A 25,740-nucleotide genomic window follows, 5' to 3' on the forward strand; every position below is an offset into this window, starting at 1 on the left:
GTTACTTTCCGATTTCATGTTAATAATACATTCAAATCTCTTCTTGCTGAGACGCTTCGTGAATCCGCCAACAGCTATCTGGTAGAAAAAATCGTTTCTCATTTTAATTCTCCGCAACAACTACTGGACGTAACCGAGCAAGAATTGTTGAGCATTCGTGGTATCGGCAAAGTGAAAGCGAAGCAGATCGTTGCCGCCATCCAACTTGCCAAGATGATGAATGTACCGAAAACAGAGCCGACAATCATTCGCAGTCCTCGGGATGTTTTCGAGTACCTCCGTTGGGAAATCGGTTATGAGCAGAAAGAACACTTCATCGTGATCTTTCTTTCGACTAAGAATCACATCATTGGAAAAGAGACGATCAGCATTGGAAGCTTGAATAGTGCAATTGTCCATCCTAGAGAGGTCTATAAAGCGGCCATTCGCCGTTCTGCATGTTCCATCATCGTTTCGCATAATCACCCTTCTCAAATATGTACGCTTCCTAGCCCAGAAGATATTCAGCTAACCAAACGACTTGCTGAAGCTGGTGAAATCATCGGTATCGAACTTCTGGATCACGTCATTGTCAGCGGTTCAGATTATACAAGTCTTAAGGAACGCGGCCTTCTGTAACGAAACAATTCATCGTCATTTTTCATCATCCGCATTATCAACAGCGGTTCGCTCTTATCGGCGGGCCGCTGTTTTCATTTCACAATGAAAGTGAGGCAACAGATATGCGTAAACAATGGTTGGAAGAGTACGAGCGTTTGGTGGTCGCCGCCGATGATCTGCATCATCGCATGGATTCGTGCGGACGGCTGATTGATAAACTGCTGGTTGATGTATATCGCGGCGAGCATGATGACCATGAGGCCCGCATTTTGATTCAAGTGTTGGCGGAGATTCAGGCCGACGTGATGCAGAGGTATTGTCGCCTCCGACTACAAAAAGCGATTCTCGCCCGGTTTATCGATGGGCTTCATCCATTTCATTAAGCATCATCAAATCACACATTGGAGGACGATCTACATGAACAAAAATGACGAACAGCAGTTTTTACCGGCGGCGGTGCAACAAGCAGATACGGATAGCGTTGTCGGGCTTCATCCGCAAATTATTATCATCGTACACATTGATGAAGATTCAAGTCTCAATGCCCCCGCAGGTACTGTACAGACCATTGTGTGCTTCACTGAAGCTGATAAGAAACGATTTGAAATAACTTTGCTGGCTGACGACATTGCAGATGGCGGCGTGCAACGAAAGTTGAAGTTCTTACGGCGGCTCATTGAAAATCTGTGCGGCGGCGGATGGCGAGTACGTTTCTTCAAATCATTTGGCTCTGCAAGCATGATGCTTGATCGTGCAGGAAGAATATTGCTAATCAATACGGACGCGGTGTTGCGGATGCCGTACCGTTCTATGGTAAACCTTCTTAGCAGACTACCGGAGATGATCGCCAACGTCTATAAGGGCGTGAAATCGACCGTTAAGGGAGGTGGTGGGCCGAATGGTATTAATATCGGCTAGTGAGAACGCCTGTATCAGCCTCATAGTGAGCGAGAAAGGGTTGCTGTTCCCGCACGGATTTGTTTTAAGTGCCGAAGAGCAGATGATGCGAATAGCAATTACTGACACCGAACTAATCGTCTCTGCGGGCCGCCGCCGATGGATTCATCGGTCTGCGGTAGCGATGCCATTCCACGCCTATAAAACACCCGTCACCGTTGAGAATGACGCATATTTGGTCGCTGTTCCTCCCGATGTATTGCAAACATTAGGCGGGCTGGAAGCAGAGTTGTGGTTTGAAATGCTTGCCGATTGATTCTGCAAGAAAATCTTCAGACATGCCAGCATTGGGAAGTTGGGCGGCTCGCATTCGCTCGCCGCCCGCCCCCCCCATTACTACATAGCGATGTACCGGGATAAAGTAGCGATACTCAAAACAAAAAGATCGCCCCCTTCCGTCCCCCGACAAAAGCAATCGGGGGAAACGCAAAGGATTACCACCCTTTGCAATCCCGTCACTCGCCGTGAGGCGTCCCTTAGCTGACGCTAAGGGCAGTCAAAAGTGTCTGCTTGTGGCACCGTCATCAAGGCTGGTACAAAGCTCGCTTCGCTCGGCCTTGATGACTTAATGCGACTCATTACCGCCAGTCGGCTCTGCAAGTAAAGTGACTACCATGTTTGCGATGGAAAGAGGGCCGCTCGCTTCGCTCGCGGCCCAATCACATTATTGCCGTCATTGTTGATCATTCTTGCTAACCTCTAACGGTGGAAGGCTCACTTCGGAAATGATTATATTGCTTGAGCCAAAAATCTGCTTTAGCAATCTTCTGTTCCTTTGAATTGTCCTCGCAGAGCGACTACCTTTTCCACAGAAATACTGTTCCGATATAAATGCTATCAGCGAAGCTTTTTGCTGTTTGCTTAAATTGCTCCTATTGATTTTATTTATCGCGGCAGTCAAACCGGATATCGGGCGAAGATTCGTAACACCCAACTTAGCCAATTCTTTTTGAAGTATTTTCGATGCGAATCTCGATGTAAGGATGTCCTCTGCTTTTCTTATGCCTAACCGTCGAAGTTCTGTACGCAATAGCGTGACCTCGAATCTCAATATTCCTTTGGCCTGCCTTCTATGTTTCTTCTTGGATTTCTTGCTCTTTAACATTTCTGCTTCTTTGTCGTAAAACTTCAATCGGCGGCGGCTCGCTTCCCAATATATTGTCTCTACATCAGCACTCCCCTTCGCATGGATGGGGTGTGTTTGATATTTGGGTATATACACGCTGGCCAACACTCTGAGATATTGTTGCACTTGATTGCCCGTATGAAAGTTTTTGCAAACATCCAGCTTAGTGACCGTCCAATCCTCAATTCGGGGAATGCGGTTTAATGGAAGTTTGAGTTTCTTCGATAGGACTTTCCGCAGAAGAATAAAGAAATTCCTTATGTCCTGCTCGTTAATCTCGTATACGTTACTCCCCCGCAGAAACTTGGGAATCGAAACCTGAACCTTCAAGTACGATCTGCCCGTTTCATCATTATGCACATATGTAAGATGCGGATCGCCCTCTGCTTTGCCTACAAGCGGCAGGAAATATGTCGTACCCGAGTCTGCATTTGGCTTCGTACTGTTGGTTTTGGTAAACACTCGCTTCATTTCACTGTCCGTCAACTTAAACGGAATACTCAACCAGACTGTATCGAACATTTTATTACCTCCGTTGCGTCATCCATGACGTAGTTGTCACACGTATAACAGACGTTTTGACGAATTCTGATTCCTATCATACACAAAAACTATCAAAAATTAAATAGACTATTGAATATTAGTTATACCCTTAGTATAATAAAAACCATACCAAGAATCAGGAGGACACAACCGTGAACAAAGAAATGGTTTTAAGTTCGATGGATTACGCTCAGTTGAGGACGTTAGATTTGGGAGGGAGGGTGAGATACATAAGGGAATTTTTACAAAAGGAATACGGCAACAAGTATAGCGGCAAAAGTTTGGCGAATCGGATTGGTGTATCGCAATCGAATTATACCTATCTGGAGAATAAGGCAAACGACATACCTTCAAAGATTCTTCGTGCGATCAGCAAGGATTTCAATGTTGCGATGGATGTTTTCTTCGATGACTTTTACGAAGGAGAGCCTAAGACGATCATTATTAAACCGCTGTCCTTTGATGAAAAAATCGAGCCTGCCGTCATTGCAAATCGATACTCAGATGTCGGAACAGCAACTAAAATGAATCCAGCCGATGAAGATAGCTATACATTCGTTGTAGTCGCTTATTTGGAAGCCTCGAATGGCGACAGAAGGATGATCTTTAATAGTCATTCAAAGGAATTGTATCAACGGACACACGTACAGAGCGTTGTTGCAAGTATGATTCATGCAATGGATGAAATAGATCGGTTTATCAATCCCGGCTATCGTCCAAGCGACAAAACGCCTTCTCCCGCCTACCAAGCACTACAACACATTGAACTCAGGGATAACCCGGAGCTATATGTCTGGATTCCTCAAAAGCTGTACAACGATACTCTAATGACACTTGAGAAAGCAGGCCGTGAGTATACGAGTAAGCTTCTTGAGAGAGCCGCAGTCAACAAAATAACAAAGAAGGAGCATGATTAACATGGAAAAGAAAAAACTGAAGGACTACCCATCCGTCCTTAGCGTATCTGATATCCAAGCAATTTTGGGCATAGGCCGCCGCCAAGCGTATGAGCTAGTCAACTCAGGGAGCTTTCATGTTGCCCGGGCGGGCCGGAGAATCATGGTGTCAAAGACCGTATTTCTGGCATGGCTGAAAGGTTCAGCAAATCAATCATGATGGAGGCGAACCAATGATTAGTACCGGAAGGGTCAGACAAGGCGAAAAGTGGGTTGAATTTGCGGCTCCGATCATTGAGCCTGAGGAAAAGATAATACCAGTAACTAAGCCGAAGAAAAAATGCAGGTGCAAATGGGAAGAAAGATGTTTCTTGCTTGAATGCATCGATCTAGGTCTCATCTCACGCGAGGATTATGAATACCTCATCAAGCATCCCAAGAAAGGGGGTGGTTAAATTGAGCTTCTGAGTTCCGGTGTGCTGATGAAGCCCACCTTTTTTATTTCATATTCAAGGATACTGGAGGTTATTTGCATGAGTGTAAAGAAAGATGAAAAACGAGGAACTTTTTATTTTGTAATCGACGCCGGGAAAGATGAGCATGGCAAAAGAAAGCAGATTAAGCGGCGGGGTTTCCGCACCGAAAAGGAAGCCAAGCGTGAAATGCGGAAGTTGCAACAGCAGTTGGACAATAACACCTATATCAAGCCGTCCAAAATGTTGTTCGCGGAATTTTTGAAGGAATGGCTTCAGAGCAAGTCGGTCAAGCTTCGCAAAATCACCTTGCAGGCCTACACCCAGCGGGTCGAGCATCACATAATTCCCGAACTCGGGCATCACGAGATCATTAAAATCACCACCGCCATGATTGAGAAATTCTACATCAAGCTGAGAACGGAAAAGGGGCTATCCGAACGGAGCATCCTTGATGTTCACAAGGTACTGAAAAGCTCATTTGAAGCCGCAGTCAAACGGAAATACGTTTCCTTTAATCCGGTCAAAGATGCCGAGACGCCGAAAGTATCTCAGAAGGAAATGAGGGTATGGGACTTGCAAGAGACATCGGCATTCTTGAACGCCGCACGCGATAATCGCTTGTATATTGCCTTTCTGCTGGCACTTACCACCGGAATGAGACAAAGCGAAATCCTCGGGTTGACATGGAAGGACATCGACCTTGAAAATGGCACGTTGACGGTAAGACAGACGTTAAGCCATGACGGAAAGGAGTTGTCGGCACAGACCAAAACAAAAACCAGCACACGCAATATCAGCCTCAACAATAAGACGGTTGCCGAGTTGAAAAAACATAAGCGGATTGTTACTAAAGAAAAGCTGGCTTGCGGGCCGTTGTATAAAGATTTGAATCTTGTAGTGTGTACGAGCAACGGTACGCCCGTCATTCCGAGAAATCTTCTAAGAAGCTTTTATGCGATCATCAAAAAAGCTGAAGTGCCGAAGATCAGGTTTCATGACCTCCGGCATACGGTTGCAACGCTGATGTTAAAGGAAGGGATAAACCCCAAGATCGTAAAGGAAATTCTAGGACACTCCGATATCAGAGTTACCCTCGATACTTACAGTCATGTATTACCAAGCATCCACAAAGAAACCGCTCAGAAGTATGGCGACATGTTGTTCGGAAAAGAAAATATGCTTTGACCAAAAAGTTTTGTACAGTATGGCAAGTGTCATGCGGAACGAAACTTTTTGTCGTTTTCGCGGGTTTGTGACCATTGTGACCACATCAACCAATAAAATTGTTTTGTGACCACAGATGTGACCACGGCCACTTTATGAGCGAACTCTGAAGCGGCCATCAAGAATCGGAAAGTCATCTCCTCACACGTCGATAGCCTCAGAAGCCTGACAGACAAAAAGAAAAAACCCTTATGTATCAAGGGTTCTCAGGCGTTTTGGTGGAGCATAGCGGGTTCGAACCGCTGACCTTTGCACTGCCAGTGCAACGCTCTCCCAACTGAGCTAATGCCCCGTATTCTGTTGTGACCCCAACTCTGCCAGCGATGCGCTCTCCCAGCTGAGCTAATTCCCCGTTTTTCATTTTGTGTTAATCTGAGGTCTCGCGTTTGCGGCGACATAATAGATCATATCATAGTCCAGAAAAGGTTGTCAATATTTTTTTCGCAAACATCGTTTGCTTTTGAAGCGAATGCGGCAAACTATAACCGCCGCCGATGCTTCGCGCCGAATCGGCAAGAGCTTGCCCTGAATGAGAGCGGCAAGCTCCATATTCGTTGCCCGGTCAAACGTTCAATCCGGCTACGGTATCGCCGCTTCAATCCCGGGACTCGGACGACCGTCCGATGTTAGATTGTTTGGAGAGCAGGCTGCTCAGTTCCTTCATAAACATGTCGATGTCCTTGAACTGACGGTAAACGGAAGCGAACCGAACGTAAGCAACTTCGTCGACCGGATAAAGCTGCTGCATGACCAGCTCGCCGATTTCGCGGCTTTCCACTTCCGCTTTTGCGGTTGTGCGCAGTTCCTTCTCGACCATGGACACGATCACTTCGAGCTGCTCCACCGATACCGGCCGCTTCTCGCACGCCCGGATCAGGCCGCGGAGCATCTTGTCGCGGCTGAATTCTTCCCTGCTGCCGTCCTTTTTGATGACGATGAGCGGCGTTTCTTCGACCATCTCGAACGTAGTGAATCTGCGGTTGCATTTCTCGCATTCACGGCGGCGGCGGATCGATTTATTCTCGTTGGCAGGCCGCGAATCAAGCACTTTCGTACCCGAATAATCGCAATAAGGACATTTCATAACGATGCTCCCTCCATTCCGCCCCGGCTGTCCCGTTCGCCGGTCGCTATAATTTACCAATCAAATGCCGTAATGAACTCGCTTATATCGTACATAATACAAATACCAACCCGCGAGGAGGTGAACAACAATGGCACAAGGACGCAGCAGCAACCAACTGGTTGTACCGCAAGCGAATGCAGCCCTCGACCAAATGAAATTCGAGGTAGCGCAAGAGCTGGGTATTGCCATTCCGCAAGACGGATACTACGGAAACATGGCTACTCGCGACGCAGGCTCTCTGGGTGGTTACATTACCCGCCGCCTGGTACAAATCGCTGAGCAATCTCTTGCTGGTCAATTCAAATAATCCAAAGGCTTAATAACCGGAGCTTTGGCAGCTTGCCCGATCGGCAAGCTTGCCAAAGTTTCGTTCGTTTTCGCACGTTTTTCATTCGAATTTCGGATAAAAGTCTTTGTACTTATTATAGTAATAAAAAACGCGTTGTACATAGTGGCGCGTCTCGCCGAACGGTACCTGGGAGATGTTCTCCAGCTTGCCGTCCCACTGTCCGTTGTTCAGCCACTTGCTGACATTTCCCGGCCCGGCGTTGTAGGCCGCGACAACGGCAACCGAATTGCCGTTGAATTGCTTGTGAAGCGATCCGAGATACCAGCTTCCAAGCTCGATGCTGACGTCTGCCCGATGGCGAAGCATTTCTTTGGTAATCCCCGTAAAACCGGCCTTCTCCATAATCCAGTCCGCCGTCTCCGGCATAATCTGCATCAGGCCGAGCGCGCCTTTCGCGGACTCCGCCCCGGTCGAAAAGTTGGTTTCCGCGCGTATGATCGCTGCTACGAGGTGAGGGTCGACATTGTAATTGGATGCGCTCGCCCGAATATCCTCCATATACCGGATCGGATACATCCAGCGTCCCATCCAGTCCGATTTGACGAACAACAGGCCGATCACCAAAATGAACAGAAGGAGGAAATATCTTTTTTTGCTCCGTCTCTTCATGTCATACCCAAGCTGCGCCAGAAGCGTTCCACCTGTTGTTCCGTCTGTTCGACCGTTCCGCTGTTGTCTATGACCCAAGTCGCCCGCTTCCGTTTTTCTTCAATGTCCATTTGCAGCGCAATGCGCTGCTTCGCCTTCTCCTCGTCGATTCCGTCCCGCCGCATCAGCCTTTCGATTTGTACGGCGCGCGGCACATAAACGACGAGCACGCCCTCGTAAGCGGAGGCTTGTCCCGTCTCAAAGAGAAGCGGAACGTCCGCTACCGCCAGCTTGCCCGGATTCGCTTGCGCATATGCGTAAATGCGCGCCTTCATGCGGGCGCGGATCGCCGGATGGAGAATGGCCTCCAGCTGCCGCAGCTTGTCCCGGTCCTCAAAAACGATGGCGCCCAGCTTTTTCCGGTCAAGCGTGCCATCGGCCTTCTTCACGGCTTGTCCGAACGCGGAAGCGATGGCTTCCAGGGCGGGTTCCCCCGGCTCCACCACTTCTCGCGCCACCGCGTCGGCATCAACCAGGAAGGCGCCGCGCGCGACAAGCATGGCCGCAACCGTGCTTTTGCCGCATGCGATTCCTCCCGTCAATCCGATGATCATTCCCTTCACCTCGACGTTCACCCGTAATCATTCGATCATTATAACAGTTTCATAATGCCCATCGCCATCAATACGATTCCCGGCAATAAAGACAAGGTCTGAATGCCTCTCCATCCGGCAAACCGGAATCCGACATGCATGCCGCCAAGCAAAAAGACTGCGCTTGAGACGGCGACAACGATAGCCGTCAGCAAAGCCGGCAACCCGATCATCGCCGCCCCGAGTCCCGCTCCGAACGCATCCAGCGACAGCGCGCAGCCGAGCAGCACCGCTTCCGATGCCGAAATGACGCCCGAACGGTCGACGTCCGCCGCCTGCGGCGTACGCAAAATTTGGATGACAAGGCCGAGCCGCTTCAGCTCCAGCACGAGCACGGTAGCCGCTGTCCGCTGCCGCTGCCGGACCGGAGACGCCGGAAGCCGGTCGTCGCCAGCCGGGTCAGGCTGGACGGCGCTGCGGCCGGCCCGGTTGCGGCCGTATTGAAACAAGGCCCAGCCTCCGATTCCGATCAGGACGACGGCGCCGATCAATTGCGCAACGGCAGGCGGCAGCATCGCGGATATCCACTCCCCGGCCCGCATGGACAAGCCGATGACAAGGCCGGAACAGCCGGCGATAATGAGAACCGAAAGAAGCGGTATACGAATTTTGCGCAAGCCGTATGCGATCCCGACACCGAACCCGTCCACGCTTACTGCAAATGCAAGCAGCAGCAAGGATACGTAATGCGCCAGCATTCCCGAACCCTCCCCGTCGGGCGGCATGCGGCCGCCCATTTATTTCGTATATCATATGTGGGGGAAAAGTTCGGCGTGCCTGGCTGGCATCGACCGTTCAGCCGCTGGCGGCCCGCCTAATTCGACAGTTCGCCGGCGGTCGCCGCCCGGCGCTTGCGGCGCAGCGGCTGGCAGCGAAGGCAAATATGCGTTCCTCTGCCGCCGACGACTGTCTTCGTAATGGGGCCTCCGCAGCGGGAGCACGGTTCGCCTTTGCGGCCGTAGACAAGCAGTTGATGCTGAAACATGCCCATTTCGCCTTGACCGTTTACATACGATTTGATCGAGGAGCCTCCCGCTTCGACCGCGCGTTCGAGCGTTGCGCGAATCGACTCGTAAAGCCGGCGCCATTCCGCAGCTTTAAGCGAATCGGCGCTTCGCTCCGGATGGATGCCCGCTTGAAACAGCGCCTCGTCTACATAAATATTGCCCAGACCGGCCACATATGTCTGATTGAGCAGCAGCGGCTTGATCTTTGTCGGACGATGGGCGAGCATCTTTCGCAGCGCATCCGGCGTGAAGGAATCGCTGAGCGGTTCGAGCCCCAGCCTGCTCAGCGGAGGCTGCTTCAGCTCTTCCCCGGGGGCGAACAGATGCATCGTGCCGAACTGCCGCACATCTTTATAGCGCAGCTCCGTACCGTCGTCGAAATGGAAAATGACATGCGTATGCTTCTCCACAGGCTCGTCCTGCGCGTAGACGCCGTACCGGCCTTCCATCCGCAGATGCGACACCAGGACGAGCCCGTCCAATACAATTCGCAAAAATTTGCCGCTGCGCTCCACGGTCTCGATCGTCCGGCCCGCCAGCGCGGCGGCGAAAGCTTCCGGCTCCGCCGGCCGCTGAATAATCCGGGGGAGACTTACGGTGACCGATTCGATTCGCTTGCCGGCCACAAGCTGATTGAGCGTCCTCCGGACCGTCTCCACCTCAGGCAGTTCCGGCATGTTCTCTCCCTCCCAACACTTCGGGCGATTTCGAACCCCTGTTTCCTTTCCAAACCTCGGGCGATTTCGAACCCTGTCTCCAATTCAACCTCTGGGCGCCTACGAGCCCTTCCTTATTTTCAAGCGTTGTCGGTTAACGCCGGTTTACTTCGCTTCATACCAATTGACGCCGTAATGAACGTCGGCCTTGAGCGGAACGTCGAGCTCGATCGCGTTCTCCATCACTTCGGGCACGAGCGTTTTCATCGTCTCCAGTTCGTCTTCGGGCACCTCGAACACGAGCTCGTCATGCACCTGAAGCAGCATGCGGCTGCGCAGCCCCTGTTCCTTCAACCGTTCGTGCATGCGAACCATCGCCAGCTTGATAATATCGGCGGCCGTCCCCTGGATCGGCGTATTCATCGCCGTCCGCTCGGCGAACGAGCGCAGATTGAAGTTCGACGCCTTGATTTCCGGCAAATACCGCCGCCGTTCCAACAGCGTCGTCACATAACCGTCGGCGCGCGCTTGCGCGACGATATTGTCCATATAGGCGCGAACGCCCGTGAACGCGGCGAAATACTGGTCGATAAACGCCGCCGCTTCCTTCCGCGTAATATTCAGGTTTTGCGACAGGCCGAAATCGCTGATGCCGTAGACGATGCCGAAATTGACGGCTTTCGCCTGCCGCCGCATGTTCGCGTCCACCTCCTCGGCCTTGACGCCGAACACGTCCATCGCCGTTTTCGTATGAATGTCCAGATCGTTGATGAACGCTTCCTTCAACCTCTCGTCTCCCGATATATGGGCCAGCACCCGCAGCTCGATCTGCGAGTAGTCGGCGGCCAGAATATACCAGCCTTCTTCCGAGGGCACGAACGCCTTGCGGATTTTGCGTCCCTCCTCCAGCCGGATCGGGATATTTTGCAAATTCGGAAACTGGCTGCTGAGCCGGCCGGTCGCCGCAATCGTCTGGCGGAAATACGTATGGACCTTGCCCGTATCCCGGCGAATCTCCTTCAGCAAGCCTTCCACATACGTCGACTGCAGCTTCGACAATTGGCGGAAATGCAAAATGAGCGGCACAATTTCATGATACGGCTCCAGCTTCTCCAGCACGTCGGCGTCGGTCGAGTAGCCGGTCTTCGTTTTCTTGATCACGGGCAGTCCCAGCTTGTCGAACAGAATGTCGCCGAGCTGCTTCGGCGAATTGATGTTGAATTCGGTGCCGGCAAGCCGGTAAATTTCCGTCATCGTCGCCGCGATATCCCGTTCCAGCTCGCGGCCGAGCTGCTCCAGCGCTTCGGCATTGACCACGATGCCCTGCTTCTCCATTCCGGCCAGCACCGCGGACAGCGGCTGCTCGAGCTCGTAATAGAGCCGGTGCATTCCGTCCCGCTCCAGGTCCTCCTTCTGCCGAACCGCAATCCTTACGATGGCGTCGGCCTTGACGGCGAGATGGCGCAGCATCGTTTCCGTATCCGGCACTTTAAATTTGGCTCCCTTGCCGTAGACCGACTCGTCGGTCGGAACGGCCGGCAGACCGTACCGCTGCGCCAGCCCGCTGATCGTCTGGGACGTATCCGTCGGATCGAGCAAATAGCCGGCAAGCTGCACATCGAACGCCGTTCCGCGCAGCTCCCAGCCGAGCCAATGCAGCGCCAGCTCCGCCTTGTGCAGATCGTAGCCGACTTTCGGCGCCCCGGCATCGGCCAGCCAGCTGCGGATCGGAGCGCCCGCTTCGCCTTGCAGCGCTTCGAGAGCGGCCGCATATACGCGGCCGCCAGCCGCAACCGCCAGACCGAGCACGACCGCATGATGGGGGTTTTCGCCGATCGCCTCGATATACACGCCTTGCGACTGCGCCAGCGCATCGGCCATCGCGGACAGCTTGTCCGTCTCGTCCTCCGATGCGATCGCGACGATATCGAGCTCCGCCGCGTCGGCGGACGCATCGGCGGCGGCTCCGCCTTCCCCGGGCAGTCCGAGCCGCTCGATCAGCGAACGAAACTCCAGCTTGTGGAACGCTTCCGCCAGCTCGGCGGGATCGTACCCGCGGTAAGCCAGCTCGTCCGGTTCCCGCTCCAGCGGCACATCCCGGAAAATCGTCGCCAGCTCCTTGCTCATGATGGCGTCATCCTTATGCTGCTCGACCTTCTCTTTCATTTTGCCTTTCAATTCGTCCGAATGCGCCAGCACTTCTTCCACCGAACCGTATTCGTGCAGCAGCTTCAGCGCCGTCTTCTCGCCGACTCCGGGGATGCCCGGAATATTGTCGGACGGATCGCCCATCAGCCCCTTCAGGTCGATAATTTGCAACGGTTCGAGCCCGTACTTCTCCTTGATGGCAGCCGGCGAGAATCGCTCCACCTCGCTGACGCCCTTGCGGGTCAGCAGCACCGTAACGCGATCCGTCGCAAGCTGCAGCATATCTTTGTCGCCGGTGACGATGACGACCTCGTCGCCGCGCTCCTCCGCAATGCGCGACAGCGTCCCGATAATGTCGTCCGCCTCGTAGCCTTCCAGCTCGTATTGGGAGATGCCGAACGAACGCAGCAGCTCCTTCATCACCGGGAACTGCTCGGACAGCTCGGGAGGCGTCTTGGCCCGCCCGCCCTTGTAATCGCCGTAGTCTTTGTGACGGAACGTCACTTTGCCGGCGTCGAACGCAACGAGCATATGGGAAGGCTTCTCTTCTTCCAGCAGGCGCAGCAGCATCGTCGTAAAGCCGAACACCGCATTCGTGTTCAGGCCGGCCGAAGTCGTCAGCGGTTTAATGGCGTAAAAAGCTCTGTTCGCGATACTGTTGCCGTCTATCAAAACCCATTTGTTCATCCCGGCACCTCACTCACCTTAGTCCTGCCCACTATTTTAACATAAAAGCCGCTTCCTTTCCCGATTTGCCGAAACCTGTCCGCGATCGGCGCGTATTTCCATTATTTATATAAGGAAGGACCCTGATTGCTCGGCGGCGAAAAAGGGTATTGTCACGTATTGCATGCCTTTTCGATACGAGGTGAACGGATGAAAATCGGGAGGTTCTATCAGGTTTGCATCAGCATTATTCTGGTGCTCGTCATCATCTACTTGCTCGACAAGGTCGGATTCGTGTTCCGTCCGCTCGTTGCCGCATTCAACATCGTTATGCTGCCGCTATTGTTTTCCGTCTTTCTCTATTATTTGCTCCGGCCCTCGGTCAGATGGCTGCATCGAAGGAAGCTGAACAAGTCTGCCGCGATCTTGCTGCTGTACCTCGTGTTCGGGGGATTGACGGCTCTGATCTCGACTTTGGCCTGGCCGACGCTGCAGGCGCAATTCACCAGCTTTACGAACAATTTGCCGGTCTTGCTGACCGATCTGCAGACCCAGCTGGAACGGCTGCGCGAGCATGCCTGGTTCCGGGCGGCCGACCCGGGCAAGCTCGATCTCAGCTCCAACTTGACGGAATATATCGGCCGCGCTTTCAACCAGGTGACCAGTTATATCACGAACGCCGTGTCCGTTCTGACGAATGTCGTGCTGATCGTCTCCACCGTGCCCGTACTCGCCTATTACATGCTCAAAGAAGACCGGAAAGCTTACGACGCCTTGAAAAAACGGCTTCCCGGAAAATACCGCGCCGCCGTCGTGGAAACGCTGCGGGATATGGACAAGGTCATGAGCGAATTTATACTCGGCCGTATTATACTCAGTTTCCTGCTGGGCATTATGATCTATATCGGCTTCCTGTTGATCGGGCTGCCCTATTCGCTTATGCTGGCGCTGCTGCTGGCCGCGCTGAACATGATTCCGTACGTCGGGCAAATTATCGGCCTTATTCCGTGTTTGATCATCGCGTTTATTGATGGCCCTTCGACGGTTATCGGCGTTCTGATCGTCAACGTGACCGCCCAGCAGATCGAAGGCAACCTGCTTTCGCCGCATATTTACGGCAGAAAGCTGGACATTCATCCGCTGACGACAATCCTGATCCTGCTGGCGGGCGGAAGCGCGTTCGGCATCATCGGCATTATGTTCGCCATTCCGGCCTATCTGATTTTAAAAATCGTGGCATCCCGCCTTTTCCGCCATTACGCCGCAGAGAGCCAGTACAGCTGAAAGGTTTAGGAGGAAGATTCGTACATGAGTTCGTTATGGGGAATGATGCGCTGATCGGCTGTCTGATGGTTGCCGTAGCGTTCCGGGCCGGCTATGACAACATGGTCGGACTGATCGGTGTCTCGCGCGCGTGCGGCGGAATGAACACAAGAAAATGGCGAAAAACCTCCGAAATCCTGCTGATCCGGATTCCGGAGGTTTTGACGTGACGAATCGGCTATTGCGTATAGCCTTGGACGGGAGGCTGCTGAACCGTGTTCCCGGCCGCGCCCGGCGCGCCGAGGCTGCTGCGGACGAGCTGCTCCGCCTGCTGAATGCGCTGCACCAGCCGCTCGGTCTGCCGCTTCTGCGCATCCATCTGAACCTGCAGTTGATTGGCCGACAATTGGACTTCCTGCTGGATATTCTGCAATTCCTGAATGAGCTGACGTATCAGGCCGGAGCCGCTGTCGGCGCCCGCTCTCTGCAGCGCGATCCGCGCCTGCTCCTGCTCCTGCAATTCGCGCAGGCGCACCTGTTCCTGAAACTGCTCGTATGTCATGTTCAAGTTGGAAGGCTGTTGTCCTTGCAAAGGTATCGCTCCTTCTTTGTCTTGGTCTCAGCCGGCCTGGCAAAGCCGGAATTTGACGCCTACAAAGACAGGATGCGCATTTTGCGTCCTAATTATAGCGAGTCCGGACCTTACTGGTTCAAATCGGGCCGTTTGCCCGTCACCAGGTAGACGACGCTTTCCCCGATATTGGTCGCATGATCGGCAATCCGTTCGATATAGCGGCCGACGAAGCTGAGCAGCATCGCCTGGGATACGATTTTCGGATTATCCGCCATCAGCGTGTACATTTCCTGCAAAATCTGGCTGTACAGCGCGTCGACCCGGTCGTCGTCCGCGGCCATCTTGTACGACAAATCGACGTTTTCCTGAATGAACGACTGGGTCGACTCGAAGATCATCGTCTGCACGATTTCCGCCATGCGCGGCAGATCGACAAGCGGCTTGATGAACTGCTGTCCTTCGAGGCGCAGCACGACTTTGGCGATGTCGACGGACAGGTCGCCCATCCGCTCCAGATCGTTCGATATTTTGAAAGCGACCAGAATGCGGCGCAAATCTTTGGCGACCGGCTGCTGCGTAGCGATCAGTTTCGTGCCGAGATCGGTTATTTTCTCCTCGATCAGATTGAGCTCGGCGTCCTCGGCGATAATGCGTTTGGCCAGATCCGCGTTCAGATGGACGAGCGCGTCCATCGACAGGGCGAGCGTCTGCTCCACCCGCTCTCCCATGTCCACGATCAAACGGTGCAGCTCTTCCAGCCCGGAATCGAACTCCTTGCGTGTCGTCATCAATGTGGTTTCCTCCTCGTACGGCCGCTTGTTAGCCGAAACGTCCGCTGATATAGTCTTCTGTCCGTTGATCGGACGGATTGGAGAACAACTTTTCGGTATCGGCGTGCTCGACGACTTCCCCGTTCAGGAAGAAGGCCGTCTGATCGGATACCCGCGCCGCCTGATGCATGTTATGCGTTACCATGACGATCGTATAACGGTTTTTCAGTTCCTGCGTCAGCTCTTCGATCTTCAGCGTGGAGATCGGGTCGAGCGCCGACGTCGCTTCGTCCATCAGCAGAATATCCGGATTGACCGCGAGCGCCCGCGCGATGCACAGCCGCTGCTGCTGCCCGCCGGAGATGCTGAGCGCGGACCGCTTCAGATGATCCTTCACTTCGTCCCAAAGCGCAGCGGCGCGCAGGCTGCTCTCGACGATCTCGTCCAGCTGCTTCTTGTTGCGAATGCCGTGCAGACGCGGGCCGTAAGCGATATTGTCATAGATCGATTTGGGAAACGGGTTCGGCTGCTGGAACACCATGCCGACTTTTTTGCGGAGCGTCTCGACGTCCACCTCGTTGGAGTAAATGTCCGTTCCGCCGATAGTCAGCTTCCCCTCGATTCTCGTCCCCGGAATCATATCGTTCATCCGGTTCATCGTGCGCAGCAGCGTCGATTTGCCGCAGCCCGACGGCCCGATGAACGCCGTGATCGCCTTCTCCGGAATGCTCAGCGACACGTTCTTGAGCGCGTGAACGGAAGAATAGTACAAATTCAGGTTGCTGATCTCGATCAACGTTTGCATAGGGCTTCTCCTTTCATCGCTCCGTCACACTTTCTTGTTGTACTTGTTGCGCAGAAGAATAGCCGCGAAGTTCATCAGCAGCAATACGGCCAGCAGGACGACGATGCCTGCGGCGGCCAGTTCCCGGAATTCCGCTTGCGGACGGGCGATCCAGTTGTAGATTTGAATCGGCATAACGGTAAACGAATCGAGCAGATCGTTCGGCAGAAACGCGACGTACGTCATCGCGCCGATCATGACGAGCGGCGCCGTCTCCCCGATCGCCCGGGACATCGCCAGGATGACCCCGGTCAAAATTCCCGGGAAGGCCGATGGCAGCACGGCGCGGGCGACGGTCTGCCATTTGTTGGCGCCGAGCGCGAACGAGGCCTCGCGGCGCGATCTCGGAACCGCCCGAATCGCCTCCTGGGACGAAACGATAATGATCGGCAGGACGAGCAGCGTCATCGTCAGAGCGCCGGCCAGCAGGCTTCGATCCAGTTGCATGGCGCGGACGAAGATGGCGAGCCCCAGTATGCCGTATACGATGGACGGCACGCCGGCCAGCGTGCTGATGTTCAGCTGAATGAGACGGGTCAGCCGGTTTTTGGGCGCATATTCCTCGAGATAGATCGCCGCCCCGACGCCGAGCACGAACGACAGCGGCGCCATAATGACAAGCATGTACAGCGAACCGACGATCGCCGACTTCATTCCGGCCTGGCTAGCCCGCCGCGACGGATATTGGTTGAACAGATCCGGCTGGAGACGCGAGGCGCCGTCGATCAGAATGTCGACGAGCAGCGCCATCAGCACGACGACGCCGACCGAGGTAGCGGCCACGAACAGCAGATGGAGCGCGAAATCGAGCCGGCGCCGCCCGGCGATCTGCTTGCGGTTGGCATCCTGTAGTACACCCATGGCTTAATACTCCTCCCGGAATCGTCTTGCCACGTATTGGGCAAGAATATTGAGCAGAAACGTAATGACGAACAGCGTCATGCCGACGGCGAAGATCGACCCGTACTCCAGACTGCCGCGCGGCGTATCGCCCAGGCTGACCTGCACGATATAGGCCGTCATCGTCTGGATGCTTTCGAGCGGATTCGCCGTCAGCTTCGGCGTCGATCCGGCCGCCACGGTGACGATCATCGTCTCCCCGATAGCGCGCGAGAACGCAAGCACGGCGGATGCGACGATACCGGAGAAGGCGGCCGGCACGACGATGCGCAGCGCCACTTCAAGACGCGTCGCGCCGAGGGCGTAGGCGCCGTCGCGAAGGCTGCGCGGAACGGCCGACATCGCGTCCTCGCTCAGCGAGCAGACCATCGGGATGATCATGATGCCTACGACGATGCCGGCGCTAAGCGCGTTGAACACGCCCATTTGCGGAAAGATTTCGCGCAGAAGCGGCGTGACGAGCGTCAGCGCGAAGTATCCGTATACGATCGTCGGAACGCCCGCCAGCACTTCCAGAATCGGCTTCACGACGCGGCGCACGCTTGACGGCGCGTATTCCGACAGGTAGATGGCGCTCGCGAGGCCGATCGGAATCGCGACGACGCAAGCGATCACCGTAATGAGCAGCGTACCCGACAGCAGCGGCAAAATGCCGTAGCTGACCGGCGGAATGAGCGGCGACCATTTGCGTCCCGTCAAAAATTCGAATATCGGTATTTCACGAAAGAAGTGGTAGGTTTCCGTAAGCAGCGTGACGACAATGCCGATCGTCGTCAAAATCGACACGGCTGCACAGAGAAAAAGGAGCAAGGGCATGACGGTGTCGGCCAAGCTTTTCTTTTCGTTTTTGAAGCTGTAAGTCGATCCGGCGTCCGTCCTGCCCCGCTTCGCCTTGCTTGCCGGAAGAGTCGGCATAGACATTTCGTCGCTCACTCCTTGCCTTTACAATTCGTTAACATCGGTTGCGTGAAAAATGTGATGCCTGCAAGACACCACATTTTCCAAGAGCTTGCTGTTTTCTGCGGGAATGTCAGCCTTCGATTTTGGCGGCTTCCTTCGCGTATTGTTCATCCGGAAGCGGCACGTATCCGACCTCGGCGGCCATGCTGCCGATATTGTCGATATAGTACTGTACGAAGGCTTTCACTTCCGGACGTTCCAGTTCGGCTTTGTTGACATAGATGTAGAGCGGGCGGGAAAGCGGCGAATAAGAGCCGTTCTTGATCGTTTCAAGGGTCGGTTCGACCGGACCGTTGCCGGCTTCGATCGGCACCACTTTCAGCTTGTCGGCATTTTCTTCGAAATAGGCGAAGCCGAAGTAGCCGATGCCGCCTTTGTTGCCTGCCACGCCTTGAACGAGCGTGTTGTCGTCTTCGCTGAAGCTGATCAGATCGTCGTTGCGGATGCCTTTTTTGTCCAGAATCGCTTCGTTGAAGTAATCGTAAGTGCCGGAATCCGCGCCGGGCGAGAACAGCGTAATCGGCTCGGCCGGGAACCCTTCGCGCACATCGGCCCACGTTTTCACCGTGCTGCCCGCGGCGAAAATTTTGTTCAGTTCCTCGACCGTCAGATGGTCGACCCAGTCGTTCTCCTTGTTGATGACGACCGACAAGCCGTCATAGGCGACGCTCAGCTCGATGAAGTCCACTCCGCCGTCTTTCGCTTTTTGCGCTTCTTCGTCCTTGATCGGACGGGATGCGTCGGCAATCGCGATTTCGCCGGCCGCGAATTTCTCGAAGCCGCCGCCCGTGCCGGATACGCCGACCGTAACGCGAACGTCGGGATGCTCTTTGTTGAACTCTTCGGCAGCCGCTTCCGTCAGCGGATAGACCGTGCTGGAGCCATCGATTACAATATCGCCGGACAATTTCGCTTCCTCTTCGGCCGGCTTGCTTCCGCCGTTCTCCTGCGCGCCGTTCGCCGATTCGGCCGGCGCATTGCCCGTTTCGCCGCCCGAACCGCCGTTTCCGCACGCCGCAGCGAACACGAGCAGCATGGCCATCGCCAGCATCAAGATCCCCTTGCTCATTTTCCGATTCAACAACTCTACCACTCCCCGGATTTGTCTATTCTTGCTCTTACGTCTTCTATATTACAAGCCGTTTGTAAATCGAGTGTTCAGGTTATGTAAAATTACTGTTAATTTGTTTTCACGCTTTTCCGGACCAATTCGCAAGCAGCCGCCGCATGCCTTCGCCTGCCCGTTCCGCCGCCGAGCGGGACGATTCGGCGAGCCGCCCGATCTCGCCCGTGCTTGCGCGATTCGTTTCCGCGGATTGAAACAGCTGCCCGAACAGCGCCTCCGCCTCGCGGACAAGCTTCCCGCTGCCCTCGGTTTCGGCCCGTTCCGATTGCAAAAAGCCGACATGGTCGCGCACCGCAGCCGAGATGCCGCCGGTCAGCTTCGCGATTTCATCGGCATAACGCTTCGTCCGGTTCGCCAAGTTCATCATCTCTTCGGCGACGACGGCGAACCCTTTGCCGTGCTCTCCCGCGCGGGCTGCTTCGATCGATGCATTAAGAGCGAGCAGCTGGCTGTGCTCCGTCAGCTCGCGAATAAGGGCGGATACGTTCCCGATGGCCAGCGCTTCCTCGCGCAGAGCGGATATCCGGCTCTCCTGCTGCACGGCCTGCTCGGCCATCAGCCGATGCATATCGGCCAGCCGCTTCAGCTTGTCCTTCCCCTGGCGCGCCAGCTCCAGCATCGCGGCAGACCGCTCGTCGCCGAGCCGGGCGGATTCCAGAACGCGGCCAACCGATGCCGAAATTTGCTCCATTCCATTCGCCGCCTGAAGGGCGATCGCAGCTTGCGAGCGGATCGCTTCCTCCTGCAGATCGCGCGACATGCGCAGAAGATCGGATACCGACAGGACGCCGGCCAGCCGTCCGTTCTCCGTCACCGGCACGCAATCATAGAACGCGCCGTCCTCGCGCCGCAGCGCCGCATCGATAACCGTCTGCGGCGGCGAATCGGCGTCGGCCGTAAGCAAAACGGCTTTCATGAGCCGCTCGATCGGCTTGTCATCGAACAGCTCCGCCCCGAACCGCTGGCCAAGCCGCGTGAAGAACCCGTTCCGCATCACCAGTCCGAGCGGCTCGCCTTCCGCTGTGCAAACGACGATGCACTCCCGCTCCCCGTCCCGGCGAAAAACCGCCAAAGCGTCGCGGCACGATGCCGAAGGCGGAAGCGCCGCCGCCGGGCGGATGTAGTCGCGTATACGGACGGCTGACGGCGTTCGTTCGGCGCCGTCACCCTTTTCGCGAATTGTCATGTCCGCAGGCGCTGCGGTCAGTTCGCCTCCGCCGTCAGCGCTGTTGACCGATCGGTTGTCCATTACGCCGGCTGTCATTCGCATCTCCCCTTCCGTAGCGTCAAAGCAATCGTTTCCTACAAATATAGGTCTTCAGTATCAACGCGAACCCGGAAAAATGTTAGCGCAGTGTAAAACTTGCCTATTCCTGCAAACGAATGAAGGCCAGCCTGGGAGGGGAGAACACTTCAAAACGACAAAAAGGCTCCGGCCGCTTGACAACTCAAGGACCAAAGCCTCTATCTTCCGACTGCCCGACGATGTGGGCGCCGGCCGCCGCTATAACATTTTTGTTACTCCGGACGGACTTCGGAGGACCGAAAGATCTCGAGCGCAGGCAGCTTGCGCCCCGTGAAATCGAACAGCGTCAAATTCGCCCAGTTATTCGGATGCCCGACCGACCACTCCGTCTTCGCCGGTATCCAGCACGGCTCCCAATAATGAAACCCGACGCCGCGGCCTTCCGGCGTCCGCTTGATCAGCTCGACGAAATCTCGCATATAAGCGGCCTGTCCTTCCGGCGTCGCCGGATAGCCTTCGTGCAGTTGCTCTTCCGATTGGACGATGAACGGATGTCCTTCCCGCTTGCCGATGGTCCACGGATAGGCCGTCTCGACAACGATGATGTCTTTCCGGTAACGGACGGCCAGATCGTCCAGATTGCAGCGCAAATCGTCAAGCGAACCGTGCCACCATGGATAATAGGACAAGCCGATCGTGTCGAACGGGACGCCGTATTGCTCGAAGCGGTCGTAAAACTTGCGGCTCCCCGCATTGTCGCCTCCCCGGTCGATATGGATCATGACGTTAATATCGGGTGCCGCCTCCTTCGCGCCGTCGATACCGGCTTTAACGAGCTCCGTAAATTTTCCCCACTGCCCGTCCGTATCCCAATCGTCGCCGCCTACCCGACCGTCGTCCCACAGCATGCCGGGCGTAATTTCATTGCCGATCTGCACCATGTCCGGCAGCGCGCCGCGCGCCTTCAGCGCTGTCAGCGTCTCCTTCGTGTACAGCCGGACCGCTTCCCGCAGCTCGTCAAAGCCAAGCTTCTCCCACGCCCTCGGCTTCCACTGATTGGCCGGATCCGCCCATTTGTCGGAATAGTGAAAGTCGAGCAGAAAATGCAAGCCCAGCGCCTTGATCCGCTCGGCCATGGCCAGCGTGCGCTCCGTATTGCAGTAACCGCCGGGCGGGTCGTTCCAGATGCGCAGCCGGATCGAGTTGATTCCGTTGTCCCGCAGGATGGCCAGCGCATCCCGCACCTCGTCCCCGTCGCGGAACGTTCCTCCCGCTTGTTCGATTTCGTCGAGAAACGATACATCCATGCCGTTCAGAAATACCGCCGTCATCTGTAACCCCATCCTTTCATCCTTTACGTTTTGCCTTGACACGCCTGCGTCTTCGCCTCAACCTTTGACCGAACCGAGCACGAGTCCCTTTACGAAATATTTCTGCAAGAACGGGTAGACGAGCAGAATCGGGAGCGCTCCGATAAAGATCTGAGCGGCATTCACCGTCGTTTGCGACAACAGCTCCAGTTCCTTGGGGCTCATGCTCATCGTGCTCATATCCCGTTGAATGATGACCGTCTGCAAGAAGGTTGCGAGCGGCTGCTTCTTCGCGTCGCTGATATAGAGCAGCCCGTCGAACCAGGAATTCCAATGGAACACCATGCTGAACAGCGCGAGCGTGGCAATGGCCGGCAGCGAAACCGGCAAATAGATTCGAAACAACGTCCGAAAATGGCCGGCTCCATCGATCAAAGCGGCCTCCTCCAGTTCCTTCGGCACGCCGCGAAAAAAATTGAGCAGCAGAATCGTCAGCCAGACGTTGACCGCGCCCGGCAGGACGAGCACCCAGAAGCTGTTCATCAGACCGAGCTTCTGGATGACGATGTAGAACGGGACGAGACCGCCGTTGAAGATCATGGTGAAAACGAAGATCCAGGAATAGAAAGTCCGGCTTTTGAACACCGCGCTCTCCTTCGAGAGCGGATAGGCCGCCAGAAAGGCGAGCAGCAGCGTTAACGCCGTCCCGATCACTGTCCGCTGCACCGAGACCCATATGGAATGGAGAAAGACGGGATTGCGGACCGTCTTCTTGTACGCCTCAAGCGTAAACTCCACCGGCCACAGCCCGACCATATTGGCGTCGGCCGCCGCCTTGGAACTGAATGAGACGGCCATCACATGGATGAGCGGAATAACGCAAAGCACGGCTAGCAGCACGAGAAACGTGACATTAAACGCATTGAATATCCGATAGGACGTCGTTTTGTAATACATCGTGGCTCACCCCATGATCAGAATATGCGGTAGCCTGCCCACTTATAGGCCAGCCGGTAGGAGATCAGAATCAGAATCATGCCGATGACCGACTTGAACAATCCAATGGCGGTGCCGAAGCCCATCTCGCCGTTCAGAATTGCGGTACGATAGACGAATGTATCGATAATATCGCCCTTGTCATAGACGAGCGGATTGTACAGATTGAAGATTTGATCGAACCCGGCATTCAACACGTTGCCGAGCGCGAGCGTGCCGACGACGACCGTAATCGGGATCATAGCCGGAATCGTAATGTGAAGCGTCTGCTTGAACCGGCCCGCTCCGTCCGTTTCCGCGGCCTCGTACAGCGACGGATTGACGTTCGCCAGCGCCGCCAGAAAGACGACGGTGCCGAAACCGAACTCTTTCCAGACGTCCGAGACGATGACCGTTACCCGGAACCAGTCACCGTCCCCCAGGAAGAAGACGGGTCCGATGCCGAACCATTCGACGAGCACGCGATTGACGATGCCGCCGTCGGTTGAGAGAATATCGACCAGAATGCCCCCGAGAATGACCCAGGACAGGAAGTGAGGCAAATAGACGAGCGTTTGGACGAACCGCTTCACCGCCATTTGCCGCAACTCGTTAAGGAAGATTGCGAACGTGAACGGCGCGATCAGGTTGAACAAGATTTTCAGTACGGCGATAATCAGCGTATTGAGGATAACCTGCACACTGTCTTGCCGTTCGAACAGGTAGCGGAAGTTGTCCCACCCGACCCATTCGGAGCCGGCGATGCCGAGCCACGGTTTAAAATCCTGGAATGCCATTACGATGCCGGCCATCGGGATATAGCTGAACACGATCAGAAAAAGAAGCGACGGCAAAATCATGATATGAAACGGCCAGTTTCGCATCCGTTGTTTCATGAAAAAGGTCCTCCTGTTGACCAATAATCCGGCAAAGGCGGCCCTTCGCACGGCCGCCTTCTCTTTTTCCCCTATTTCTTGACGCTGTCGTACCATTCGTTCACTTCATTCGTGATTTGCTCTCCGCCCGACGCTTTCCACGTTTCGACGAATTTGTCGAACGCCTCGGGCGGCTGCTCGCCGTAAATAATCTCATTGAACGTCTGACTCTCAATCTTGTTCAGATAGTCCATCTTCGTCTTCATCGTCTTCGTTGCCGGTCCCGTGAACATATCCTTCATCGAGATGTCTTCCTGCTCCAGCAGCACCTTGGCGGCGGCCGGCGTCTCCGGACCGTAGTTGTTCTTCACTTCCTTCTCCAGACGGGTTTCCGGCTCTTTGCCTTCGGCCAGATTGAGCAGTGCTTTCATCTGGGCGTCCGGAATGCGCGCGCCGTCGCGGACGAGCAGATAACGGATGGAATTGACGTAACCGCCCGGAATGTTGTCGAGGTGCAGCGGTTTGCCGTTTTCGTCCAGATCGTAATCGTAGCCTTTGAACAGCCCCAGATCGTATTCGCTGCCCTTTTCCGGATTGGCGAAGTTGTCGAACAAGTAGTTTTGATAGGTGAAGAACGCTTCCGGATGCTTCATGTTTTTATTGATCAGAATGACGCCGTTCGTGAAGTGTGTGCCGTGGCGTCCCGCCTTGCCGTCAGGTCCGGATGGAATCGGATACGGCTTCCATACGGCGCCTTCGACATTCTTGGCCGTGTCGAGCAACGGCCAGCCGCTCATCCAGTAAGGTCCGGGAATGATGCCCGCTTTGCCGGCTACGGCGGGTTCGGAGGTCTTGTTCTCGTCCCACAGCGCCGCTTCCTTCGGAATGTAGCCTTTGTCGTACCATTCGTTCAACTTCTGCAGCCCTTGCTTCATGCCCGGATGGATTGATCCGTACTCCAGCTTGCCGTCCGCGCCGACGTTCCACTGCTGCGGGATTGTGCCGTAAGCGCCGAAGATCCAGGACGGATCGCCCATCCATGTATTCATCGACGACTTGAATCCGATGCTGAGCGGAATCACCTCGCCCGGCTTCAAGCCGTCCGGATTGCGCGTCTTAAACGCTTCCATGACCGCCTCCAGCTCCTCGATCGTCTTCGGGGCTTCCAGCTTCAAATCGTCCAGCCAGTCCTGGCGGATCCAGAGCAAATAATCGTGGTTGTAAGCATAGTCGAGCACCGGAATGCCCATCCTTTTGCCGTCCCGCGTATACGGATTCCAGACATTCTCATCCAGCGCCATCGCCTGCTTCCACGTTTCGGAAGCGTACTTGTCGAACAGCGGCCCTACCTCCTGGAAGATGCCCGAGTCGATCAGGTCCTGCGCCAGCAGCGCATCGCCGATCGTGACGATGTCCGGCATTTCCTGGCCGGAAGACATGGCGAGCCTCAATTTGGTCGCAAAGGCGCCGTTCGTATCGGTGACCGACCATAGTGACTTGATTTCGATTCCGAATTTGTCAAGCGCCCATCTGGTGGCCACGTTGTTCTCGATCGTCTCGTTGTTTTTGAACGTCAGTGCCGGATCGACGCCCCATACGGTAGAAATCGTGACCGGCGGATCGTATTTCTCCTTGTATTCGTTGTCTGCTTTGGCCGGTTCACCGCCGGCCGCGCCGGCCGGGGTTTCGCCTTCGCCGCTCTTCCCGCTCCCGGAGCAGCCAACGACCGCCGCGAATGCTGCGGCAAGGGCAAGTCCGGCTATCCAACGTTTTCTGTTCTTCGTACTCACGGGTGTTCCCCCTTTCATCAGGTTTAGTTGCTTCCATTTCATTATAGGAAGGGGGGCCTAGTGATCATAGGACACAAATCGAACATTTCTGC

General features: G+C 54.9%; 29 protein-coding genes and 1 tRNA gene. 11 read left to right on the top strand and 19 right to left on the bottom strand.

Annotated features, from left to right (window positions below; genetic code table 11):
• The 4 genes from radC to ABEV74_RS07300 all read left to right on the top strand — a co-directional run.
• The coding region (radC, locus tag ABEV74_RS07285; protein WP_430144725.1) for a RadC family protein at nucleotides 1–618 on the top strand (618 nt) is incomplete at its 5' end.
• 104 nt (nucleotides 619–722) lie between these two features.
• Nucleotides 723–983: a hypothetical protein gene (locus ABEV74_RS07290; protein ID WP_430144728.1), complete on the top strand. Its 261-nt coding sequence runs from the start codon at nucleotides 723–725 to the stop codon at nucleotides 981–983.
• Between the two features lie 34 nt (nucleotides 984–1,017).
• On the top strand, nucleotides 1,018–1,518 hold the full coding sequence (locus ABEV74_RS07295; RefSeq protein WP_430144730.1) for a hypothetical protein: 501 nt from the start codon (nucleotides 1,018–1,020) through the stop codon (nucleotides 1,516–1,518).
• Complete coding sequence (locus ABEV74_RS07300; RefSeq protein ID WP_430144732.1) at nucleotides 1,499–1,813, top strand: hypothetical protein; 315 nt, start codon at nucleotides 1,499–1,501, stop codon at nucleotides 1,811–1,813. Before ABEV74_RS07295 ends, ABEV74_RS07300 begins: the two co-directional genes overlap by 20 nt.
• Before the next feature lie 417 nt (nucleotides 1,814–2,230).
• Here ABEV74_RS07300 and ABEV74_RS07305 read toward each other — a convergent pair whose 3' ends face one another.
• Nucleotides 2,231–3,205, bottom strand: coding sequence for a phage/plasmid replication domain-containing protein (locus tag ABEV74_RS07305; protein ID WP_430144734.1), 975 nt, complete (start codon nucleotides 3,203–3,205; stop codon nucleotides 2,231–2,233).
• A gap of 173 nt (nucleotides 3,206–3,378) precedes the next feature.
• Between ABEV74_RS07305 and ABEV74_RS07310 the strand changes: the two genes are divergently transcribed.
• The 4 genes from ABEV74_RS07310 to ABEV74_RS07325 all read left to right on the top strand — a co-directional run bounded on the left by ABEV74_RS07310 (nucleotide 3,379) and on the right by ABEV74_RS07325 (nucleotide 5,783).
• Nucleotides 3,379–4,143: a helix-turn-helix domain-containing protein gene (locus ABEV74_RS07310; protein WP_430144737.1), complete on the top strand. Its 765-nt coding sequence runs from the start codon at nucleotides 3,379–3,381 to the stop codon at nucleotides 4,141–4,143.
• A gap of 1 nt (nucleotide 4,144) precedes the next feature.
• Nucleotides 4,145–4,342, top strand: a complete 198-nt coding sequence (locus ABEV74_RS07315; RefSeq protein ID WP_430144740.1) for a helix-turn-helix domain-containing protein — start codon at nucleotides 4,145–4,147, stop codon at nucleotides 4,340–4,342.
• A 13-nt stretch (nucleotides 4,343–4,355) separates the two neighbouring features.
• Nucleotides 4,356–4,577, top strand: a complete 222-nt coding sequence (locus ABEV74_RS07320) for a hypothetical protein (protein ID WP_430144743.1) — start codon at nucleotides 4,356–4,358, stop codon at nucleotides 4,575–4,577.
• Nucleotides 4,578–4,655: 78 nt separating this feature from the next.
• Nucleotides 4,656–5,783 (top strand): site-specific integrase, encoded by a 1,128-nt coding sequence (locus ABEV74_RS07325; RefSeq protein WP_430144745.1) that lies wholly within the window; start codon nucleotides 4,656–4,658, stop codon nucleotides 5,781–5,783.
• 255 nt (nucleotides 5,784–6,038) lie between these two features.
• Here the strand turns inward: ABEV74_RS07325 and ABEV74_RS07330 are convergent.
• Nucleotides 6,039–6,114: transfer RNA gene (locus ABEV74_RS07330), tRNA-Ala, on the bottom strand.
• A gap of 303 nt (nucleotides 6,115–6,417) precedes the next feature.
• On the bottom strand, nucleotides 6,418–6,906 hold the full coding sequence (gene nrdR / locus ABEV74_RS07335; protein ID WP_062494522.1) for a transcriptional regulator NrdR: 489 nt from the start codon (nucleotides 6,904–6,906) through the stop codon (nucleotides 6,418–6,420).
• Between the two features lie 130 nt (nucleotides 6,907–7,036).
• Here nrdR and ABEV74_RS07340 point away from each other — a divergent pair, with 130 nt between their 5' ends.
• Nucleotides 7,037–7,255: an alpha/beta-type small acid-soluble spore protein gene (locus tag ABEV74_RS07340; RefSeq protein WP_062494525.1), complete on the top strand. Its 219-nt coding sequence runs from the start codon at nucleotides 7,037–7,039 to the stop codon at nucleotides 7,253–7,255.
• An 81-nt stretch (nucleotides 7,256–7,336) separates the two neighbouring features.
• On the opposite strand, the gene ABEV74_RS07345 is transcribed toward ABEV74_RS07340, so the two are convergent.
• From ABEV74_RS07345 to polA, 5 genes are all read right to left on the bottom strand, one after another.
• A complete protein-coding gene (locus ABEV74_RS07345) occupies nucleotides 7,337–7,906 on the bottom strand; it encodes a lytic transglycosylase domain-containing protein (RefSeq protein ID WP_430144747.1) in 570 nt (189 codons plus the stop codon).
• Nucleotides 7,903–8,499 (bottom strand): dephospho-CoA kinase, encoded by a 597-nt coding sequence (coaE, locus tag ABEV74_RS07350; protein ID WP_430144799.1) that lies wholly within the window; start codon nucleotides 8,497–8,499, stop codon nucleotides 7,903–7,905. Before coaE ends, ABEV74_RS07345 begins: the two co-directional genes overlap by 4 nt.
• Nucleotides 8,500–8,537: 38 nt before the next feature.
• Nucleotides 8,538–9,236 (bottom strand): sporulation membrane protein YtaF, encoded by a 699-nt coding sequence (gene ytaF / locus ABEV74_RS07355; RefSeq protein ID WP_430144749.1) that lies wholly within the window; start codon nucleotides 9,234–9,236, stop codon nucleotides 8,538–8,540.
• 116 nt (nucleotides 9,237–9,352) lie between these two features.
• Nucleotides 9,353–10,222, bottom strand: a complete 870-nt coding sequence (gene mutM, locus ABEV74_RS07360; protein WP_062494532.1) for a DNA-formamidopyrimidine glycosylase — start codon at nucleotides 10,220–10,222, stop codon at nucleotides 9,353–9,355.
• 144 nt (nucleotides 10,223–10,366) lie between these two features.
• Nucleotides 10,367–13,036 (bottom strand): DNA polymerase I, encoded by a 2,670-nt coding sequence (gene polA, locus ABEV74_RS07365; RefSeq protein ID WP_430144752.1) that lies wholly within the window; start codon nucleotides 13,034–13,036, stop codon nucleotides 10,367–10,369.
• Nucleotides 13,037–13,225: 189 nt separating this feature from the next.
• On the opposite strand from polA, the gene ABEV74_RS07370 reads away from it, so the two are divergent.
• On the top strand, nucleotides 13,226–14,299 hold the full coding sequence (locus tag ABEV74_RS07370) for an AI-2E family transporter (RefSeq protein WP_430144755.1): 1,074 nt from the start codon (nucleotides 13,226–13,228) through the stop codon (nucleotides 14,297–14,299).
• A gap of 35 nt (nucleotides 14,300–14,334) precedes the next feature.
• Nucleotides 14,335–14,508: a hypothetical protein gene (locus ABEV74_RS07375; RefSeq protein WP_430144812.1), complete on the top strand. Its 174-nt coding sequence runs from the start codon at nucleotides 14,335–14,337 to the stop codon at nucleotides 14,506–14,508.
• Nucleotides 14,509–14,516: 8 nt separating this feature from the next.
• Here ABEV74_RS07375 and ABEV74_RS07380 read toward each other — a convergent pair whose 3' ends face one another.
• The 11 genes from ABEV74_RS07380 to ABEV74_RS07430 all read right to left on the bottom strand — a co-directional run bounded on the left by ABEV74_RS07380 (nucleotide 14,517) and on the right by ABEV74_RS07430 (nucleotide 25,666).
• Entirely contained in the window at nucleotides 14,517–14,870 is a 354-nt protein-coding gene (locus ABEV74_RS07380; protein ID WP_213529253.1) for a hypothetical protein, read from the bottom strand.
• A 110-nt stretch (nucleotides 14,871–14,980) separates the two neighbouring features.
• Nucleotides 14,981–15,640 (bottom strand): phosphate signaling complex protein PhoU, encoded by a 660-nt coding sequence (phoU, locus tag ABEV74_RS07385; RefSeq protein ID WP_062494544.1) that lies wholly within the window; start codon nucleotides 15,638–15,640, stop codon nucleotides 14,981–14,983.
• 31 nt (nucleotides 15,641–15,671) lie between these two features.
• Nucleotides 15,672–16,427 carry a phosphate ABC transporter ATP-binding protein PstB gene (gene pstB, locus ABEV74_RS07390; RefSeq protein ID WP_062494546.1) on the bottom strand — a complete coding sequence of 252 codons (756 nt, stop codon included), beginning with the start codon at nucleotides 16,425–16,427 and terminating at the stop codon, nucleotides 15,672–15,674.
• 24 nt (nucleotides 16,428–16,451) lie between these two features.
• Nucleotides 16,452–17,327 carry a phosphate ABC transporter permease PstA gene (gene pstA / locus ABEV74_RS07395; RefSeq protein ID WP_062494548.1) on the bottom strand — a complete coding sequence of 292 codons (876 nt, stop codon included), beginning with the start codon at nucleotides 17,325–17,327 and terminating at the stop codon, nucleotides 16,452–16,454.
• Nucleotides 17,328–17,330: 3 nt separating this feature from the next.
• Nucleotides 17,331–18,182 (bottom strand): phosphate ABC transporter permease subunit PstC, encoded by an 852-nt coding sequence (pstC, locus tag ABEV74_RS07400; protein ID WP_430144801.1) that lies wholly within the window; start codon nucleotides 18,180–18,182, stop codon nucleotides 17,331–17,333.
• Between the two features lie 214 nt (nucleotides 18,183–18,396).
• The gene (locus tag ABEV74_RS07405; RefSeq protein ID WP_430144803.1) at nucleotides 18,397–19,395 is read right to left on the bottom strand and encodes a PstS family phosphate ABC transporter substrate-binding protein; all 999 of its coding nucleotides are present in this window, start codon (nucleotides 19,393–19,395) and stop codon (nucleotides 18,397–18,399) included.
• 121 nt (nucleotides 19,396–19,516) lie between these two features.
• Nucleotides 19,517–20,716, bottom strand: coding sequence for a methyl-accepting chemotaxis protein (locus ABEV74_RS07410; protein ID WP_430144759.1), 1,200 nt, complete (start codon nucleotides 20,714–20,716; stop codon nucleotides 19,517–19,519).
• A gap of 254 nt (nucleotides 20,717–20,970) precedes the next feature.
• Nucleotides 20,971–22,029, bottom strand: a complete 1,059-nt coding sequence (locus ABEV74_RS07415; protein ID WP_062494552.1) for a glycoside hydrolase family 53 protein — start codon at nucleotides 22,027–22,029, stop codon at nucleotides 20,971–20,973.
• 57 nt (nucleotides 22,030–22,086) lie between these two features.
• Nucleotides 22,087–22,965, bottom strand: coding sequence for a carbohydrate ABC transporter permease (locus ABEV74_RS07420; RefSeq protein ID WP_430144762.1), 879 nt, complete (start codon nucleotides 22,963–22,965; stop codon nucleotides 22,087–22,089).
• 17 nt (nucleotides 22,966–22,982) lie between these two features.
• Complete coding sequence (locus ABEV74_RS07425; protein ID WP_213529257.1) at nucleotides 22,983–23,879, bottom strand: ABC transporter permease; 897 nt, start codon at nucleotides 23,877–23,879, stop codon at nucleotides 22,983–22,985.
• 71 nt (nucleotides 23,880–23,950) lie between these two features.
• Nucleotides 23,951–25,666, bottom strand: coding sequence for an extracellular solute-binding protein (locus tag ABEV74_RS07430; RefSeq protein ID WP_430144764.1), 1,716 nt, complete (start codon nucleotides 25,664–25,666; stop codon nucleotides 23,951–23,953).
• Nucleotides 25,667–25,740 lie beyond the last annotated feature (74 nt).

Source organism: Paenibacillus cisolokensis (assembly GCF_050481165.1).
Taxonomy (GTDB): domain Bacteria; phylum Bacillota; class Bacilli; order Paenibacillales; family Paenibacillaceae; genus Paenibacillus_AH; species Paenibacillus_AH cisolokensis.